General features: G+C 62.1%; 17 protein-coding genes. 1 reads left to right on the plus strand and 16 read right to left on the minus strand.

Annotation, left to right across the window (positions count from 1 at the left end; all coding sequences use genetic code 11):
• Window positions 1-9 precede the first annotated feature (9 nt).
• From FT726_RS15955 to FT726_RS15970, 4 genes are all read right to left on the minus strand, one after another.
• Window positions 10-693 carry a D-lyxose/D-mannose family sugar isomerase gene (locus FT726_RS15955; protein ID WP_021509813.1) on the minus strand — a complete coding sequence of 228 codons (684 nt, stop codon included), beginning with the start codon at window positions 691-693 and terminating at the stop codon, window positions 10-12.
• A 56-nt stretch (window positions 694-749) separates the two neighbouring features.
• Window positions 750-1,688 carry an ABC transporter substrate-binding protein gene (locus FT726_RS15960; RefSeq protein WP_021509812.1) on the minus strand — a complete coding sequence of 313 codons (939 nt, stop codon included), beginning with the start codon at window positions 1,686-1,688 and terminating at the stop codon, window positions 750-752.
• 275 nt (window positions 1,689-1,963) lie between these two features.
• Window positions 1,964-2,947, minus strand: coding sequence for an ABC transporter permease subunit (locus FT726_RS15965; protein WP_021509811.1), 984 nt, complete (start codon window positions 2,945-2,947; stop codon window positions 1,964-1,966).
• Window positions 2,948-2,957: 10 nt separating this feature from the next.
• The gene (locus FT726_RS15970) at window positions 2,958-4,463 is read right to left on the minus strand and encodes a sugar ABC transporter ATP-binding protein (RefSeq protein WP_346303062.1); all 1,506 of its coding nucleotides are present in this window, start codon (window positions 4,461-4,463) and stop codon (window positions 2,958-2,960) included.
• Window positions 4,464-4,607: 144 nt separating this feature from the next.
• Here FT726_RS15970 and FT726_RS15975 point away from each other — a divergent pair, with 144 nt between their 5' ends.
• Window positions 4,608-7,193 (plus strand): ATP-binding protein, encoded by a 2,586-nt coding sequence (locus FT726_RS15975; RefSeq protein ID WP_346303063.1) that lies wholly within the window; start codon window positions 4,608-4,610, stop codon window positions 7,191-7,193.
• On the opposite strand, the gene phnE (FT726_RS15980) is transcribed toward FT726_RS15975, so the two are convergent.
• The 12 genes from phnE (FT726_RS15980) to phnH form a co-directional block, all read right to left on the minus strand.
• A complete protein-coding gene (gene phnE / locus FT726_RS15980) occupies window positions 7,147-8,031 on the minus strand; it encodes a phosphonate ABC transporter, permease protein PhnE (RefSeq protein WP_288421866.1) in 885 nt (294 codons plus the stop codon). The two genes, FT726_RS15975 and phnE (FT726_RS15980), sit on opposite strands and share 47 nt — an antisense overlap.
• Window positions 8,028-8,891 (minus strand): phosphonate ABC transporter, permease protein PhnE, encoded by an 864-nt coding sequence (phnE, locus tag FT726_RS15985; protein ID WP_058757354.1) that lies wholly within the window; start codon window positions 8,889-8,891, stop codon window positions 8,028-8,030. The genes phnE (FT726_RS15980) and phnE (FT726_RS15985) overlap by 4 nt, the downstream gene beginning before the upstream one ends.
• Window positions 8,892-9,100: 209 nt before the next feature.
• Window positions 9,101-10,030: a phosphonate ABC transporter substrate-binding protein gene (gene phnD, locus FT726_RS15990; protein WP_031280167.1), complete on the minus strand. Its 930-nt coding sequence runs from the start codon at window positions 10,028-10,030 to the stop codon at window positions 9,101-9,103.
• Window positions 10,031-10,056: 26 nt separating this feature from the next.
• Window positions 10,057-10,884, minus strand: a complete 828-nt coding sequence (phnC, locus tag FT726_RS15995; protein WP_021509805.1) for a phosphonate ABC transporter ATP-binding protein — start codon at window positions 10,882-10,884, stop codon at window positions 10,057-10,059.
• A gap of 80 nt (window positions 10,885-10,964) precedes the next feature.
• The gene (phnP, locus tag FT726_RS16000) at window positions 10,965-11,735 is read right to left on the minus strand and encodes a phosphonate metabolism protein PhnP (protein WP_346303064.1); all 771 of its coding nucleotides are present in this window, start codon (window positions 11,733-11,735) and stop codon (window positions 10,965-10,967) included.
• Window positions 11,732-12,268 carry a ribose 1,5-bisphosphokinase gene (gene phnN, locus FT726_RS16005; RefSeq protein WP_058771120.1) on the minus strand — a complete coding sequence of 179 codons (537 nt, stop codon included), beginning with the start codon at window positions 12,266-12,268 and terminating at the stop codon, window positions 11,732-11,734. Before phnN ends, phnP begins: the two co-directional genes overlap by 4 nt.
• Window positions 12,268-13,404 (minus strand): alpha-D-ribose 1-methylphosphonate 5-triphosphate diphosphatase, encoded by a 1,137-nt coding sequence (gene phnM, locus FT726_RS16010; RefSeq protein WP_058774782.1) that lies wholly within the window; start codon window positions 13,402-13,404, stop codon window positions 12,268-12,270. The genes phnN and phnM overlap by 1 nt, the downstream gene beginning before the upstream one ends.
• Window positions 13,401-14,105: a phosphonate C-P lyase system protein PhnL gene (phnL, locus tag FT726_RS16015; RefSeq protein WP_021509801.1), complete on the minus strand. Its 705-nt coding sequence runs from the start codon at window positions 14,103-14,105 to the stop codon at window positions 13,401-13,403. Before phnL ends, phnM begins: the two co-directional genes overlap by 4 nt.
• Before the next feature lie 167 nt (window positions 14,106-14,272).
• The gene (gene phnK / locus FT726_RS16020) at window positions 14,273-15,034 is read right to left on the minus strand and encodes a phosphonate C-P lyase system protein PhnK (RefSeq protein ID WP_215800867.1); all 762 of its coding nucleotides are present in this window, start codon (window positions 15,032-15,034) and stop codon (window positions 14,273-14,275) included.
• Entirely contained in the window at window positions 15,024-15,872 is an 849-nt protein-coding gene (locus FT726_RS16025; RefSeq protein WP_021509799.1) for an alpha-D-ribose 1-methylphosphonate 5-phosphate C-P-lyase PhnJ, read from the minus strand. The genes phnK and FT726_RS16025 overlap by 11 nt, the downstream gene beginning before the upstream one ends.
• On the minus strand, window positions 15,865-16,941 hold the full coding sequence (locus FT726_RS16030; protein ID WP_021509798.1) for a carbon-phosphorus lyase complex subunit PhnI: 1,077 nt from the start codon (window positions 16,939-16,941) through the stop codon (window positions 15,865-15,867). Before FT726_RS16030 ends, FT726_RS16025 begins: the two co-directional genes overlap by 8 nt.
• Window positions 16,941-17,361, minus strand: a 421-nt coding sequence (phnH, locus tag FT726_RS16035) for a phosphonate C-P lyase system protein PhnH (protein WP_346303065.1), incomplete at its 5' end; no start/stop codon positions are given. The genes FT726_RS16030 and phnH, both read right to left, overlap by 1 nt.

Below are 17,361 nucleotides of genomic sequence, written 5' to 3' on the forward strand. Positions count from 1 at the left end.
ACACTCCTGTTATGCCAGCCAGCGGTGATATTCGTTACACAGCAGCCAGCGCGGCGCTTCATCCTCATCAATCGGATTAAAGCGCGCCAGCGGGGTAAGAAAGACGTTGTCGTGCTCATCGTCATTGGGCATGGAGACTTCGCCCACCAGCACATCGCCGTAGCCGGTTTCGCCCCAGAAGCTGTGCCAGACACCGGGCAGTAACGTGACGCTCTCGCCGGGTGACAGCCGCAGCTGGGAACCGGCGGCATGGGTCTGGCAGATGCCATCCAGCGTGACCTGTACCGGCGAATCCGCCAGCCGATCGCCGTCGCGATTGTGTAGCGTGACAATCAGGTTGCCACCGCCGCGGTTGATAATGTCTTCCATTTTTTGCGGATGATAATGCATCGGCGTCACCTGCCCTTCGCGCACGTGCATGATCTTCTCCGCATACGGTTTGCCCCACGGTTGTCCGCCGCGTGAACCGTTGCGCAGGGTAAACAGCGTCAGGCCGGTCTGGCTGAAATCATCGGCACCAAAACTGGTGACATCCCAGCCGAGGTGCAGCGCCAGCAGTTCGGCAGCGGCTGAGGTGTCCAGCGCACGCCACTGGCTGAGACCGTAATCGGCCCACGGCGGCAGATGCACATCCTGCCGCAGAAAGAATTCACGGGTCAGTTGCAAAATCGCGTTAACTTCGGAACGTTGCATAGCTGCATCTCCGGCGGGCGTCGCGGCGCGCATGTGCACCGCGACGCCCGTGTGGCTTATTTCACCGTCCAGCCTTTGTAGCTGCTGACATTGTTACGATCGATCAGCGTTACCGGAATCAGCACCGGCTTATCCGGCGCTGGCTTGCCCTGCAGGATGTCATAGCCAATCTCAACCGCTTTGGCCGCCATCACCTGCGGATCCTGGGCTGGTGTCGCGACAAACAGCGAGCCTTTGCGCTTCAGCGCCTCTTCGCCGTCTGGCGATCCATCGACGCCGACGATAAAGAACTCGTTACGCTGCGCCTGTTTCGCCGCCAGATCGGCACCGATAGCGGTAGGATCGTTGATGGCGAACACGGCATCAATCTTCGGATTGGCCGACAGCAGGCCGGTCATCACTTCCAGTCCGCCTTCGCGACTGCCTTTGGCGTTCTGGTTGTAAGAGAGCAGTTTGATGTCCGGGTGGGTTTTCAGCTCATTCATGCAGCCTTCCACGCGGTTCTGCACCGCTGACACCGGTGGTCCGTTGATGATGACCACGTTGCCTTTGGCTTTCAGGCGGTCGGAGATGTATTTACAGGCCATGGCCCCGGCCTGGGTGTTGTCAGAGGTGATGGTGGCATTGGCACCATCCGCGGCCACGTCTACCGCCACCACCACGATGCCGGCATCACGCGCGCGCTTCACCGCCGGCGCGATGCCTTTGGAGTCGGCGGCGTTGAGGATGATCATGTCCACTTTAGCGGCAATGAAGTTGTCAATCTGCGCCACCTGCTGGCCAAGATCATAGCCGCTGGAGACCAGCGTCACGTTGACCTTATCGCCCGCCAGCTGACGCGCCTTGAGCTCCGCCCCTTTGGTGATCTGGACGAAGAACGGGTTAGCCAGATCGCCCACCGTCACGCCGATGGATTTCAGTTCTTTGGCCTGCACAAATGGCGCACTGAACAGCGTCGCGGCCAGCAGTCCGGTGATAATCGGATTAAAACGCATAGTCGATGTTCTCCTGCTTTTTTGGTTTTATGCCCTGATTGCCTTTGCCCTCACCCTGGCCCTCTCCCGCGAGCGGGAACCGTTCTGCATGGTGTTCAGGTGAAGTACGTTAGTTACCTCTTCTCACCGAGCCGCCCCCTCTCCCGCGAGCGAGAGAGGGAACCGTTCTGCATGGTGTTCAGGTGAAGCACGTTAGTTACCTCTTCGCTCCGGACAGCCCCCTCTCCCGCAAGCGGGAGAGGGTTGGGGTGAGGGCCAAAGCCAGCGCCCGCCCCTCACCCCACGTGATGCCGCGTACGGTACTTATCGATCAGCACCGCAATAATGATCACCCCGCCCTTAATCACCAGTTGCCAGAAGTACGACACGCCCATCAGCGTCATGCCGTTGTTCAGCGTGGCGATAATCAGCGCGCCAATCAGCGTGCCGGTAATGGTGCCAATGCCGCCGACAAAGCTGGTACCGCCAAGAATCACCGCGGCGATCGCGTCCAGCTCATAGCCCACGCCGAGGTTGCCGTTAGCGCTGTACAAACGCGATGCGCTCATCAGGCCACCCAGCCCGGACAGCAGGCCGCTCATGGCGTAGACAAACACCAGCACCGCGCCGACTTTAATACCGGTGAGGCGCGCTGCCTGCATGTTGCCGCCCACCGCATAGATGTGCACGCCAAGCGTGGTGCGGCGCAAAATAAACCAGCACAGCGCAATCACCGCAAAGGCAATGATGATCAGCCACGGGATCGGGCCGAGATAACCGTTGCCTATCCACTCAAAGTTGATATCCGAATTGATCACCGTGGTGCCGTTAGCCAGCAGATAGGCCGCCCCGCGCAGCGCGGTATAGGTGCCCAGCGTGACGATAAACGGCGGCAGGCCAGCCCAGGCGACCAGAATGCCGTTGAACAGCCCCATGATCAGCCCGGCTCCGAGCGCGGCCGGGATGGTCAGCCCGGCAAACGCCGGATCGAGCGACACCACCATCGCCACCACCGCCGTGGTACCCAGCATTGAGCCAACCGACAGGTCAATGCCGCCGGTGAGAATGACAAACGTCATGCCCGCCGCCAGCACAATGTTGATGGAGGCCTGACGCGTGATATTCAGCAGGTTAGCTTCGGTAAAAAAGTTCGGGGCGACAAAGCCAAATACCGCCACGATCAGGATCAGAATCGGCAAGATACCCACGGTTTGCAGCAGGTCACTCATCAACGCACGTTTTAGCGTTGGACTTTTTACGCGTGCGGTTTCACTGGTCATTCCCGTCTCCTCAGGCCTGGACCGGCTGCGCGCCGGTGGCCAGTGTCATTATGTTTTCCTGGCTAATCTGCTCGCCGCTCAGCTCGCCAGCGATGGTGCCTTCGCGCATCACGTATACGCGGTCGCTCATGCCTACCACTTCCGGCAGCTCGCTGGAGATCATCAAAATCGCCACGCCCTGCTGCGCCATCTGGTTCATCATGCGGTAAATTTCACTCTTGGCGCCGACATCCACGCCGCGCGTCGGCTCATCCAGAATCAGAATGCGCGGCGCTATCGATACCCAGCGCGAAATCAGCAGCTTCTGCTGGTTGCCGCCGGATAAGCCGCCGGCGCGCACCTGGGCGTGCGGCACGCGGATATTCAGCGATTGAATCGCCTCGCTGGCGATCTTCTGCCCTTTGCGCCGGTTAAGCAGGCCGAAGCTGGCATCGCGCTCAAGCGTGGCCATCACGATGTTTTCCTGCGCCGCCAGTTCCAGAAACAGCCCCTGCTCTTTGCGGTTTTCGGTCAGGAAACCGATGCCGCGCGCAATGGCGTCTCGCGGCGAGTGAATCTGTACTTTTTCACCGTCGATCCAGATTTCCCCGCCGGCTGGCTGATGCACACCAAAAATCAGCTGCGCCAGCTCGCTGCGGCCGGCACCGACCAGCCCGGCCAACCCGACAATCTCCCCGGCGCGCACCGCCAGGCTGCAGGGATGCACTTTGCGGTTGTCAGTCAGATGATTTACCGCCAGACGAATTTCGCCGAAGCTAATGGCGCGATCTTTGTTGAACAGATCGCTAAGCGGACGGCCGACCATCATGCGCACCAGTTCGCTGGCGTTCAGCTGTTCGCGCGTCAGGCTGCCGACGTACTGGCCGTCGCGCAGCACGCTGACGCGATCGGAGAGTTCATACACTTCTGCCATGCGGTGGCTGATGTAGATGATCGCCATGCCTTCGCTGCGCAGGCGTTTGATCAGCGCAAACAGCTGTTCGGTTTCGCGATTCGAGAGCGCAGCGGTGGGTTCGTCCATCACCAGGATGCGGCTGTTGCGATGCAGCGCGCGGGCAATTTCCACCTGCTGCTGCTCGGCGATGCTCAGGCGGCTCACCAGATCGGTGGCGCTGAACTGCGCGCCAAGGCGGTTAATCACCTGCTGCGCTTCTTCCGCCATCTGGCGACGCTTCACCAGCCCGCCACGGGAAATTTCACTGCCGAGAAAGATGTTCTCTGCCACCGTCAGATTCGGTGCCAGGTTGATTTCCTGATAAATCAGGGTGATCCCTGCCGCCAGCGCCTCTTTCGGGCCCCGGATGGCGTAGGGTTGACCATCGATAAGAATTTCCCCGCTGCTGGCGGTATACGCGCCGGCCAGAATCTTCATTAAGGTACTTTTACCGGCACCGTTTTCGCCCATCAGCGCGTGCACTTCACCCGGCCAGACGGTCAGGTCGACGCCTTTCAGCGCATAGAAGCTGCCGAAGCGCCGGGTAATTGCCCGCATTTCTAATATCGGTGTCGCCGCCATCTTCAGGCTCCTGCTGCCAGTGGATAGCCGCGAGTTAAGCAACGCCAGATAAATGGAAAATGTCAGACGCCGTTCATATTTGTCATATTGCGCCCCGGCCGCGCTTCTATACTCGCCGGAGTTGAGCGGTAAGGAGCGGCAGCAATGAGTCACAGTCTGCACTGGCACGCCGGCGCGCGCGGGCGCCTGCTGATGTTTAACCTGCTGGTGGTGAGCGTTACGCTGGCGGTGAGCCTGGTGGCTATTTTCGGTTTTCGCCACGCCGGTCACATTCAGGAGCAGGCACAGGCACAAACGCTGGCCGATATGAACGGCAGCCTGGCGCTGGCGCGTGATACGGCCAATGTTGCCATCGCCGCGGTGCGGCTGGCGCAGGTGGTGGGCGCGCTCGAATACCAGAGCGAGTCGGCGCGTCTGCAACAGACCCAGCAGGCGCTGCAGCAGTCGCTGAGTCAGCTGGCCAGCGCGCCGCTGGCCGCACAGCAGCCGGCGCTGCTGGCACGCATCCGCGAGCGCAGCCAGATGCTGGAGCAAAGCATCAGCCAGCTGCTGCTGGAGGGGCATCAGCGCCATTTACAGCGTAACGTGATGCTCAGCGGCCTGTGGCAGGCGCAGCTGCTGCTCAACCGTATCGACCTGCTGGCCAGCGACGGTGCGTTTCTGCCGCTGCGCCAGCAGACGGCCGCGCTGTTAACCGTGGCAATTCAGTCCGCCACGCCGCAAGCCGCAGTGCAACAGCTCAACAGCGTGCTGCCGATCTGGTCTGCGCTGCCGCTGCAGGGCGTGCTGGCGATGCAGCGCGCGCGGCTGGTCAGCACCAGCCAGCAGCTGCTGCCGGTGGCCGGTCAGCTGGAACAGAGTGACATCGCCATCGCCTACGCCACCTATCGCATCAAGGCGCTGGTGGCGATGCTCAACGAAGACATCACCCACTACGTTCAGCTGGTGGCGCAGCAGAGCGATGCGCGCAGCGCCACCGCCCATCAGGAACTGGATTCAATCATCGGTTTCATCGGTCTGTTTATGTTACTGGCGCTGCTGATTACCGGTTACGCCGGTTACTACATCTACCGCAATCTCGGTTCCAGCCTTACCGCCATCGCGCACGCCATGACGCGGCTGGCGCAGGGGGAGAAAAGCGTCAGCGTGCCCGGCCTGGCACGGCGCGATGAGCTGGGCGATCTGGCGCGCGCCTTTAACGTGTTCGCGCGCAACACCGCTTCGCTGGCCCACACCTCGCAGCTACTGAAAGAGAAAAGCAACCAGCTGGAATCGACCTTCCTCGCCATGCGCGACGGCTTCGCGCTGTTTGATAACAGCGGTCAGCTGGTGGTGTGGAACGCGCAGTACGCCGAACTGCTGGGCTTCGCGCCGCGCGAGCTGCATCGCGGCATGCACTATCAGCGTTTGCTTGATCGCGTCGATGTGCAGCTCAGCAGCCTGCATGACGCGCAGGAAGTCAGGTTGCCGGATGGCCGCACGCTGGAACTGCGCTTCAGCCCGGTGCCGCGGCGCGGCATGGTCAACACGGTGCTGGAGCGCACCTCACGTAAGGCGCTGGAAGCGGCGCTGCTGCACAGCCAGAAGATGAAAGCGGTCGGTCAGCTGACCGGCGGCCTGGCGCACGATTTCAATAATTTGCTGGCGGTGATCATCGGCAGCCTGGCGCTGACCGTCGATCAGCTGCCGCCCGGCACGCTGGCCAGCCGCATTGAGCGCGCGCGGCTGGCCGCCGATCGTGCCGCTCAGCTGACGCAGCGTCTGCTGGCCTTCTCACGCAAACAGGCACTTTATCCGCGTGCCGTTGCAGTGGTGGAGCTGGTGGAAAATCTGCAGTCGCTGCTGCAGCACTCCCTGCTGCCCGGCCAGCATCTGGTGGTAGATGCGCAGCGCCCCGGCTGGCCGGCGTGGATTGATGCCGGCCAGCTGGAGAACGCCCTGATGAATCTGGTGGTGAACGCGCGCGATGCCATGGAGCGCCAGAGCGGCGAAATTCGCCTGCGCATCTGGAATCAGCGGATTCAGGAGGCCGATGGCAAGCGCGACCGCGTCACCATTGAAGTGATTGACCACGGCTGCGGCATGTCCGCCGAGGTGCGGGAACAGGTGTTTGAACCCTTCTTTACCACCAAAGCCACCGGCAGCGGCAGCGGGCTGGGGCTGTCGATGGTGTACGGATTTGTGCGCCAGTCCGGCGGACAGATCGAACTGGAGACCGCGCCGGGCCAGGGCACCACGGTGCGTCTGCTGCTGCCGCGCGCGCCGGAAGCCGCGCAGCAGCTGGTGAGCGCGCCGGTGCTGACGCCGCGTGCCAGCCGCGATCGCCTGATACTGGTGCTGGATGACGAGCCGGCGGTGCGCCAGACGCTGTGCGAACATCTGCATCAGCTGGGTTATCTGACGCTGGAGTGTGCTGACGGCGAGAGCGCGCTGACGCTGCTGCGCCAGACGCCGGATATCGATCTGCTGATCAGTGACCTGATGCTGCCGGGCGCCCTGAACGGTGCGGATGTGATTCGTCAGGCGCAGCAGCAGTGGCCACAGCTGGCCACCCTGCTGATCAGCGGTCAGGATCTGCGCCAGACGCCGGTGACGCTGCCGCTGTGTGAACGGCTGGCGAAACCCTGGCAGCAGGCGCAGCTGGTGCAGGCGCTGGAACGCGCCTGGCAGCGCAGCGAACGGCTCAGTCGCGCGCGGCAGGCTGCCACAGCGGCACCCCTTTCCCGGTGATGTAGCGTTTACGCAACCGGCTGGAGATGGCGTCCATCACCATCACCACCACCACCAGAATCACGGTGAGAAACATCACTACATCCCAGTTCCACAGGCGCATGTTTTCGGCGTAGACCAGCCCGACGCCACCGGCGCCGACAAAGCCCAGCACCGCCGCCGAGCGGGTGTTGGACTCAATCTGATACAGACTCAGCGCGAGAAAGGTGGGAAACGATTGGGTAAAAATGCCGTAACGGTGTTTTTGCAGGCTGTTGGCCCCCACTGCGCTCAGGCCGCGACTGGGTGAGCGTTCAACCGCTTCATGCCCTTCGGCATACAGCTTGCCCAGCAGGCCGATGTCCTGCATCACAATCGCCAGCACCCCGGCCAGCGGCCCCATGCCTACCGCCCGCACGAAGATCAATCCCCAGATGGCCATGTCGATGCCGCGCAGCACATCCAGCAGCCGGCGCACCAGCAGTGATATCGGCCGCGTCAGCGGATCGTGCATCACATTGCGCGCCGCCAGAAAGGAGACCGGCAGCGCGATGACGGTGGCGGTGAGCGTGCCGGCAAACACGATAGCCAGCGTGATGCCGACCTGCGAGAAATAGTAGCCAAACGGCCAGTTGACGAAATCCTGCCAGACGAACATGCGCAGGAAATAGCATCCGAGCTGCTGGCAGCCGATGACAAAGCGCTGCCAGTCGATGCCGAACACGCTGAAGAAGAACAGATAGTAGAGCACCAGCGCCAGCGCAATCAGCGCGATGCGCCGCAGATAACGGTTTTGCGCGGCAAACAGTGCAGCGTGCTGCTGTTTCAGTTTCGCCACGTCGGGCGCTAAGGCGATCATTTTACGTCTCCTTCAACTACACGGCGGCGCAGCCAGCCGGATAGCGTATCCAGCAGCGATACCACCACGATGATCAGCAGCAGCGTCATGCTGACCTGATCGTAGCGATCCAGTTTGATGTTGGTCATCAGCTCCTGACCGATGCCACCCGCGCCCACCAGCCCGAGGATGGTGGAGGAGCGGAAGTTAATTTCCAGCCGCATAAAGCTGTAGGAGAGAAAGGTCGGTTTCACCTGCGGCCAGAAGGCGAAGCGCATACGCTGCAGCTTGCTGGCACCACAGGCGGCGAGACCGCGCACCGGTTTATCGGAGGCGCTCTCAATTGATTCGTAGAACAGTTTGGTCAGACTGCCGATGGTGTGCAGCGCCAGCGCCAGAAAGCCGGGGATGGCACCGATGCCGAACGCCATCACGAACATGACCGCCCACGCCAGCTCCGGCATGGTGCGCAGGAAGGCAACAAAGGCGCGAATCGCCATGCGCAGGCTGCGCGGCGTCTGGGTGTTATCAGCGGCGAAAAACGCCAGCACGGCGGCGATCAGTACCGCAATCAGGGTGGAGGACAGCGCCAGCTGCAGGGTTTCCCAGATCAGCGGCAGCTGAAAGTGCAGGCGATAGCCCCAGTAAGCCAGCGAACCCTCGGTTTTGACGTCCGCGAACAGCAGCGGCAGGTGCAGCACCGGCAGCGTCGCGCCGATGTAGTCAAAGAAGTGAGGCAGCGATTGCCAGACCGTGACCAGGTTGAATTCCGCCACGTTGCCGGCCGCGAGATAGAGCGCCACCAGCAGCAGCGACCACAGCAGCGTGTCGCGCTTTTGCTGGCGGCGAATACGTTGGTAGTAGTGTTCGAAATCGGTCAAGGGAGAGATCCTTTGTTGATGGCGAGGGATTGCCCTCACCCTAACCCTCTCCCGCCAGCGGGAGAGGGAATTGTCCGGCAGAATGATGCAGGCTCGTGCGGCCCCCTTTCCTGCCAGCGGTGAGGGCATTGTCCGGTAGCACGTGCGGCCCCCTCTCCCCCCGGGAGAGGGCTGGGGTGAGGGAAATACCGCACGGAACCACCCGCTCGTTACCCGCGAGCACCCTTCATCAGGTCGCGCTTCATATCGATGATATTCTGGTAATCCGCGACGCTGGCGGCGCCGATGTGCTGGGCGCCGCCCACCGCTTTAACAAAGCAGCTGTGATCTTCTTTATCCAGCTTTTTGATCGCGGCCACCACTTTCGCTTTGAAGTCAGCGGGCAGGTTATTACTCACCAGAATCGGGCCGTTAGGAATCAGCGGCGACTGCCAGATGATGCGGATCTGCTTCATCAGATCCGGGTGATCCATACGAATCAGACGACCAAAGGCCCCCGAGGTATAACCACTGTTGTAATCGCCAATCAGCGACGTCCAGGTCACCGCGCCGTCGAACTGGCCATTCAGCACGCCGAGGATGTCCTGCTCGTGGCCACCGGAAAACGTCACGCTGGAGAAGGTATTGTTGTACTTATCATCCACCGTACCGCCAAACTCTTTCTTAAAGGCCTGATTGGGCATCAGGAAGCCGGAGGTGGAATCCGGATCGGCCATGCCAAACGATTTACCTTTCAGATCTTCCAGCTTCTTATACGGGCTGTCGGCTTTGACGATCACCACCGAGTGGTAGCCTTTCGAGCCATCTTTGTCATCCACCACGATACCGACGATATCCACGGCCTTCGGGTTTTGCAGATAGACCGAGGCGTAAGATGCCGGCGACATGCTCAGCACCATATCGATCTTGTTGCCCAGCAGCCCCTGAATCACGCCGGCATAGTCAGACGAGTTGCGCAGTTGCGTATCCACGCCCAGTTCTTTGTCGAAGAAGGTTTTCACACACTGGTTATCGCCAATCTGCTGGGTGGCGTTCTGCCCGCCCAGAATTCCCAGGTTCAGCTGTTTCGGTGCATCCGCTGCGTTAACGCCAAAAGCCATCAGAGCGCCTGTCAGTAAAGCTAAAGCAGTCAGTTTCATTGTGAGATTTTCTCTTGCCGTGGGAGTTAGTGGAGCTGGTTAATTTCGTCGCCGTACAGCGCATGCAGCAGGCTGTCGGTCAACTGAGCGGGATGGCCGTCAAACAGCACTTTGCCGCGCTGGATGCCGATCACCCGGGTGCAATACTGCTGCACCAGTTCAATCGAGTGCAGGTTGACCATCACGCTGATGCCCTGCTCGCTCACCTGGCGCAGCACATCCATGATGCGTTTGGTATTTTTGGGATCGAGCGACGCCACCGGCTCGTCGGCCAGCAGGATTTTCGGGCGCTGCATCAGCGCGCGGCAGATGGCGACGCGCTGCATCTGGCCGCCGGACAGATTCTCCGCCCGCTGCAGCGCCTGCGGCAGCATGTTCATCCACTGCAGCAGTTCAATGGCCTGCGCACGGTCGGTGTCGGAGAAGATTTTGAAAAAGGATTTCAGCGTTGAGGTCTGGCTGAGCCGGCCCAGCAGCACGTTGGTCAGCACGTCGAGGCGCGGCACCAGGCAGAAGTCCTGAAAGATCATGCCGCACTCGCTGCGCCATTCGCGCATCTGCCGGCTGTTGAGCGTCACCACATCGCGGTCCGCCTCGCCGTGACGCATGCTGAGAATCGCGCCTTCGCTGCTGGCTATGGTGCCGTTCAGCATATGCAGCAGGGTCGATTTGCCTGCGCCCGAGCGGCCGATTACCGCCACCAGCTCGCCCGCATGCAGATCGAAACTGACATCATCCAGCACGCGGTTATCACCGAAGGCTTTGCACAGCCCCTGCACCGACAGCACCTTGTCGCCATGGCGCTGGGCAGGATGTGCATTGTCGACGACGGTTTTAAGTAGTGCCTGTGCCATGTTGCGCTCCATCTCTTCTGAGGTGTTGATTGCCCGTTATTACGGACACTGGCGATGAAGGTCTGATGACAGAACCATGATTAAACGGTGACAGCGTCGCGCAAACCGACAGCAATCTGCTGGCCATCGAACGGTACGCTGACATTTTCCGGTAACCCATTGTCCAGCAACCAGTTATCCATCTCATGTGACAGGTGCACCAGCCATGCCTGGCGCGGAGCCAGCCGGGCCACGATGTCCAGTGCGCGGGTGACGTCGTTGTGATTACCCACCGCGGCGCGCGGCGCATCGTTGCAGTCGATCACCAGCTGATCGAGTGGCTGGCCCTGCAGGAAATCGGCGGTGTCCGGTGGCAAACCACAGGTGTCGCACAGCCACGCCAGCCGCGTGCCATGCCAGTCGAACAGGTAGCCGTAAGTCAGCCGCGAATGCTGCAGTGGCAGCGCCGTCACCTGCAGGCTGCCGAAGCTGTGCGCGACAAAAGGCGTCAGCGCCGGGCGAAACGCCAGCAGGCCGGGATGCTTAAACAGATCGTCGCAGCCCTTTTCATCCGGTGGCGCCCACACCGGAATCGGCGCGCCGCGGCCCCAGCGCAGACTGAACAGGCCGGCCACGTGATCCATGTGGAAATGCGTCAGCAGAATGCGGCTCAGCTCACCGGGCTGGAAGCGCTGATGCAGATCGGGCAGACCGGCATCGAGCAGGATGCGCTCACGACCGGTGTCGATCAGTGCGCTGGTGGTGTGACGCGCATAGCGTGGCTGCTGCCGGGCGCGTTCACAGGCGCGACAGTCGCAGCCGAACAGCGGCGCGGCCTGCACGCCGCCCGTACCGAGAAAGGTCAGATTCATGGCGGATGCTCCAGTAACTGGCGCAGCTGATGGAGCGTGTCGATCAGCGCGCCGTCGTTGTTGAGCGCGTGGCAGTGGGCAGGCAGCGGTTCTGCCGCACGCGCCAGCCGTCGCTGAATGTCGGCTTCACTTTCGCGCCCGCGCTGGCGCAGCCGTGCCGCCAGCACGGCCGGCGAGACCTGCAGTACCAGCGGCAGCAGCTGCCCGCCGTAGTGCTGGCGCACGACTGGCAGATGCAGACGTGAACCGTTGACCAGCACGTTAAGACCGCGCGCCAGCCAGTGGTCAATCTCCTCGCCGAGCGCGTAGCTCAGGCCGTGTGCGCGCCAGCTGATGGCGAACAGGCCGAGCGCTTCACGCCGGCGGAATTCGGCTTCGCTCAGCGCCACGTGGTTTTCACCGCCGGCATCGGCCGGCCGCGTGATATAGCGATGGGCGATCACCAGCTTGTCCGGCGGCGCCTCGCGCAGCGCGTTCAGCAGGCTGTCTTTACCCGAGCCTGAGGGCCCGGTCAGCCAGATGAGGCGCGCCATCAGAACACCAGCCTGCCCTGTGACCAGACGTGGCGAATGTGCACATGACCGTGATCGGTGTGTGCCAGCACCAGGTCGGCGCGCAGCCCTTCCGCAATCGTGCCGCGATCGTGCAGGCCAATCGCCTGTGCCGGGTTGCGCGTGACCAGCGCCGCCGCCTGCGGTAGCGTCAGCGCATTACGCTCGTCGGCCACCAGGCGGAATACCGCATCCAGCAGGCTGGCCGGATAGTAATCCGACGAGAGGATGTCCAGCAGGCCGTGGCTGGCCAGCTGCCACGCCGCGACATTGCCGGAGTGCGATCCGCCGCGCACAATGTTGGGCGCGCCCATCAGCACCCGCATGCCGCAGTCGCGCGAGGCGCGAGCCGCTTCCAGCGTGGTGGGAAACTCGGCAATGGCGCTGCCCACCGCGTGTGACTCCGCGACGTGCGCCGCCGTGGCATCATCGTGGCTTGCAACCGGAATACCGCGCGCCTGGCACAGGCCAGCGATGGCGTTGCGGTTCGGCGTGGAGAATTCGGCAGCCAGCGCCAGCTGTTCGCGCTCAAACTGATCCATCTGCTCATCGTTGAGCTGATATTTGCCCTGATAGTAGGTGCGGTACATCTCCAGCGATGCATACTGGCGCTGGCCGGGTGAATGATCCATCAGCGACACCAGCGACAGCTCCGGGGTGCTCATCAGCGCTTCAAACAGCGGCAGCGTGGTGTGGTGCGGCAGCTCACAGCGCAGGTGCAGCTGGTGGTCGGCGCGGTTGATGCCCTTGCGGTTGCTGTCCTGAATCGCCGTAATCATTTTGCTCAGGTTTTCGAGGCGATGACCGCCGTCGCGCACGTCACCGACGCCGATGGCGTCCAGCACCGTGGTGATGCCGCTGGCGACCATCAGTGCATCGTGGCTACTCATCGCCGAATGCGCTGGCCAGTCGACTTTGGGCCGTGGCGTAAAGAATTTATCGAGGTTGTCGGTATGCAGCTCGACCAGCCCCGGCAGCAAAAACGCGTTCCCGCCGTCCAGCGCGCCTGGCTGCTGACTGCCGCTGTCGCTGAAGCTGGCGATCCGGTCGCCGCGCATCTCCAGCGATCCGCTGACGACCTCATTTTCCAGCACCAGCCGGACATTATTCACGATCATGCCTGTTCTCCTGTGTGCAGCGGCTGCATGACGTGCAGGCGGTCGGCCACCCGGGCGCGCACCGCTTCGTCATGGAAAATACCTACGATAGCGGCGCCGCGGGCGCGCGCCTGTTCAATCAGCTCCACCACCGCCGCGCTGTTAGCGCTGTCGAGTGACGCCGTGGGTTCATCCAGCAGCAGCACCGGATAGTCAGCGATAAAGCCGCGTGCGATGTTGACGCGCTGCTGTTCCCCGCCGGAGAAGGTCGAGGGGGCCAGCGACCACAGGCGCTGCGGCACGTTAAGACGCGTCAGCAGTTCGCGGGCGCGCTGTTCACAGCGGGCGCGTTCGACGCCGCGCTCCAGCAGCGGCTGCATGACGATCTCCAGCGTCGGTACGCGCGGAATCACGCGCAGAAACTGGCTGACCCAGCCGACGGTGTCACGGCGGATCGCCAGCATCTGACGCGCCGGTGCCTGTGCCAGATCGACCCACTGGCCGTGATGCTGCAGCCAGATGTGGCCACTGTTGGCCTGATAGTTACCGTATAGCGCACGCAGCAGCGTGGATTTACCGCTGCCGGAGCGCCCGTGCAACACCACGCATTCGCCGGCGGCCACTTCAAGGCTGGCGTGCTGCAGCACCGGCAGCTCGGCGCTGTTCTGGTTGTGCAGCACAAAGGTTTTGCTGAGATTCTCTACGCGCAAAATGGGTTGCATGTTGATGTCCTGATAATGATTCGTGCAGCCGCACGTAACCGTAGCGGCGCGATTTATCGCGCATTTAACAGCAACGCTCGCTGTTCAACTGGGCGCAATAAATTGCGCCGCTACGATTGGTGCACACCTCATGAGTAGGGCGCATTAATGCGCACCGCCAGCGTGTTCTATGCCAGCACCGATGAAACCAGCAGCTGGGTGTACGGATGGTGCGGATCGTCGAGCACCCGGTCGGTGAGTCCGCTCTCCACCACTTTGCCCTGCTTCATTACCAGCAGGCGGTGCGCCAGCAAACGCGCGACGCCGAGATCGTGGGTGACGATAATCACCGCCAGATTCAGTTCGCGTACCAGCGTGCGCAGCAGATCCAGCAGGCGCGCCTGCACCGAGACATCCAGCCCGCCGGTCGGCTCATCCATAAACACCAGCGTCGGCTGCGTCACCAGGTTGCGCGCAATCTGCAAACGCTGCTGCATGCCGCCAGAAAAGGTGGTGGGCAGATCGTCGATGCGGTTGGCCGGAATTTCGACGTCCTGCAGCCAGCGCAGCGCCTCGTTGCGGATGTCGCCGTAATGACGCTGTCCAATCGCCATCAGACGCTCACCAATATTGCCGCCCGCCGTCACCTGCGGACGCAGGCCATCCAGCGGATGCTGATGCACCACGCCCCACTCGGTGCGCAGTAACCGCCGGCGCTCGCTCTCGCTGAGCTGATACAGATCGCGGCCGCGATAAAGAATGTTGCCCTGCTGGGGCACCAGACGCGCCGACAGGCTGCGCAGCAGCGTGGTTTTCCCCGAGCCGGATTCACCGACAATTCCCAGCACTTCTCCGGGATAGAGCGCAAAACTGACGTCTTCAAAACCTTTGCCCGGCGCGTAGAGGTGCGTCAGGTTATTGACCGCGAGCAGCGGCTGTTCACTGTGCATGCTGTTGTTCCTGCTGCTGGTGGCAAAAATCGGTATCGGAGCAGACAAACATGCGCGTACCGGCATCATCCATCACCACTTCGTCGAGATAGCTGTGGCGCGAACCGCACAGCGCACAGGGTTGTTCCCAGCTCTGCACGCTGAACGGGTGATCGTCGAAATCAAGACTTTCCACTTTGGTGTAGGGCGGCAGCGCATAAATGCGTTTTTCACGTCCGGCACCAAACAGCTGCAGCGCCGGCATCATGTGCATCTTCGGGTTGTCGAATTTGGGAATCGGCGACGGATCCATCACGTAGCGATCGTTAACCTTCACCGGATAGGCATAGGTGGTGGCGATATGGCCGTAGCGGGCGATATCTTCATACAGCTTGACCTGCATGATGCCGTACTCCTCCAGCGCGTGCATGGTGCGGGTTTCGGTCTCACGCGGCTCAATAAAGCGCAGCGGCTCCGGGATCGGCACCTGGAAAATCAGCACCTGATCCTCTTCAAGCGGCGTCTCCGGAATGCGGTGCCGCGTCTGGATCAGCGTGGCGTCCTTAGTGGCTTCGGTGGTTGCCGCCCCGCTGACGCGCTGGAAGAAGCGCCGGATAGAGACCGCGTTGGTGGTGTCATCCGCGCCCTGATCGATCACTTTCAGCACGTCGCTGTCGCCAATAATGCTGGCAGTGATTTGAATGCCGCCGGTGCCCCAGCCATACGGCATCGGCATTTCGCGGCCGGCAAACGGCACCTGATAGCCGGGGATCGCGACCGCTTTCAGAATGGCGCGGCGGATGGTGCGTTTAGTCTGCTCATCCAGGTAGCCGTTGTTGTAGCCGGTTAACTCACTCATCATTCTGCTCCTGATGCTGTTGGCGCAGCCGCTGCAGCAGCTCCAGTTCCGCCTGGAAATCCACGTAGTGCGGCAGTTTCAGGTGCGAGACAAAGCCGGCGGCTTCGACGTTATCGGCGTGCGACAGCACGAACTCTTCGTCCTGTGCCGGCCCGGCAATGCGCTCCTGATACTCGGGTGCCTGCAGCGCACGATCCACCAGCGCCATCGCCATCGCCTTACGCTCTGCGCGTCCGAACACCAGACCATAGCCGCGGGTAAAGTGTGGCGCGCTGTCGCCCTGGGTGGTGAAGCCGTTGACCATTTCGCATTCGGTCAGCAGGATCTCGCCAATTTCAATCTCAAAACCCAGCTCTTCGGGGCAGATCGACACGCTGAGATAGCCGGTGCGGATTTCACCGGCAAACGGATGGTTGCGGCCATAGCCGCGCTGGGTCGAATAGCCAAGCGCCAGTAGAAACCCCTCGTCGCCGCGCACCAGCTGCTGTAAGCGGGCGGCGCGTGACGCCGGATAACCGGGCGGCTGGCGCGTGATGTCGCACGGCTCGCTGCCGTCATCCTCTTCACGCGCTGCCAGCCCTTCACGCGTCATCATGCTGAACACATGCGGGCAACGCTGCGCCAGCGCCTGATCGTCACGCGCGGCGGCCGGCGTTTCGCCGTTGGCCAGCAGGGTAAAATCCAGCAGGCGGTGGCTGTAGTCATAGGTCGGGCCCAGCACCTGGCCACCGGGCAGATCTTTGTAAACTGCCGAGATGCGGCGCTCGATGCGCATTTCCGCGGTTTCCAGCGCCAGGCTGTCCGCGAGGCGCGGCAGCGTGGTGCGGTAGGCGCGCAGCAGGAAAATCGCCTCGACCAAATCGCCACTGGCCTGTTTGATGGCTAAGGCCGCCAGCTGTGTGTCAAAGATGCCGCCTTCGGTCATCACCCGGTCCACCGCCAGCCCCAGCTGTTGCGCCACCTGATCGCAGCCCAGCTCCGCCACGCTGCGATCGCCACGGCGCAGATCGGCCTGCAGCTGATGGGCGCTGGCAATCGCCTTTTCGCCCCCTTTCACGGCTACATACATCAGCACACCTCCACATCGGTGGTGCGTGGCAGCGCCATCATCGCTTCCCCGCAGGTGAAAATCAGATCCACCCCCTGCGGGAAGGGATGCGGGCGCTCACGCAGGTAGGTCAGAATGGCGGTCGGCAGCTGCGGCGCGATGGCGCGCGGCTCACGCAGGCCGGGCCCGGAGAGGCGCAGCGTCAGCCCGCCGTTGAGCGAAGGCACTTCGACAATCAGCGTGGTGCTCTTCTCAGGGGACAGATTGTCACCGGCGGCGAAGCAGGCGGGATCGGGATTGGCCGCCGCGTGGGTCAGCGCAAACGGGGCATCCCGCTCATCGACAATCGGTACGCCGGTGTGAAAGCGCAGGTTGCTGCGCAGGATATCGCTGTCCACGCGGCGATCCAGCCATAGCGCGCTCTCCTGATCGACCAGCGTC

This window comes from Pantoea sp. Morm (assembly GCF_016643525.1).
Taxonomy (GTDB): domain Bacteria; phylum Pseudomonadota; class Gammaproteobacteria; order Enterobacterales; family Enterobacteriaceae; genus Pantoea; species Pantoea dispersa.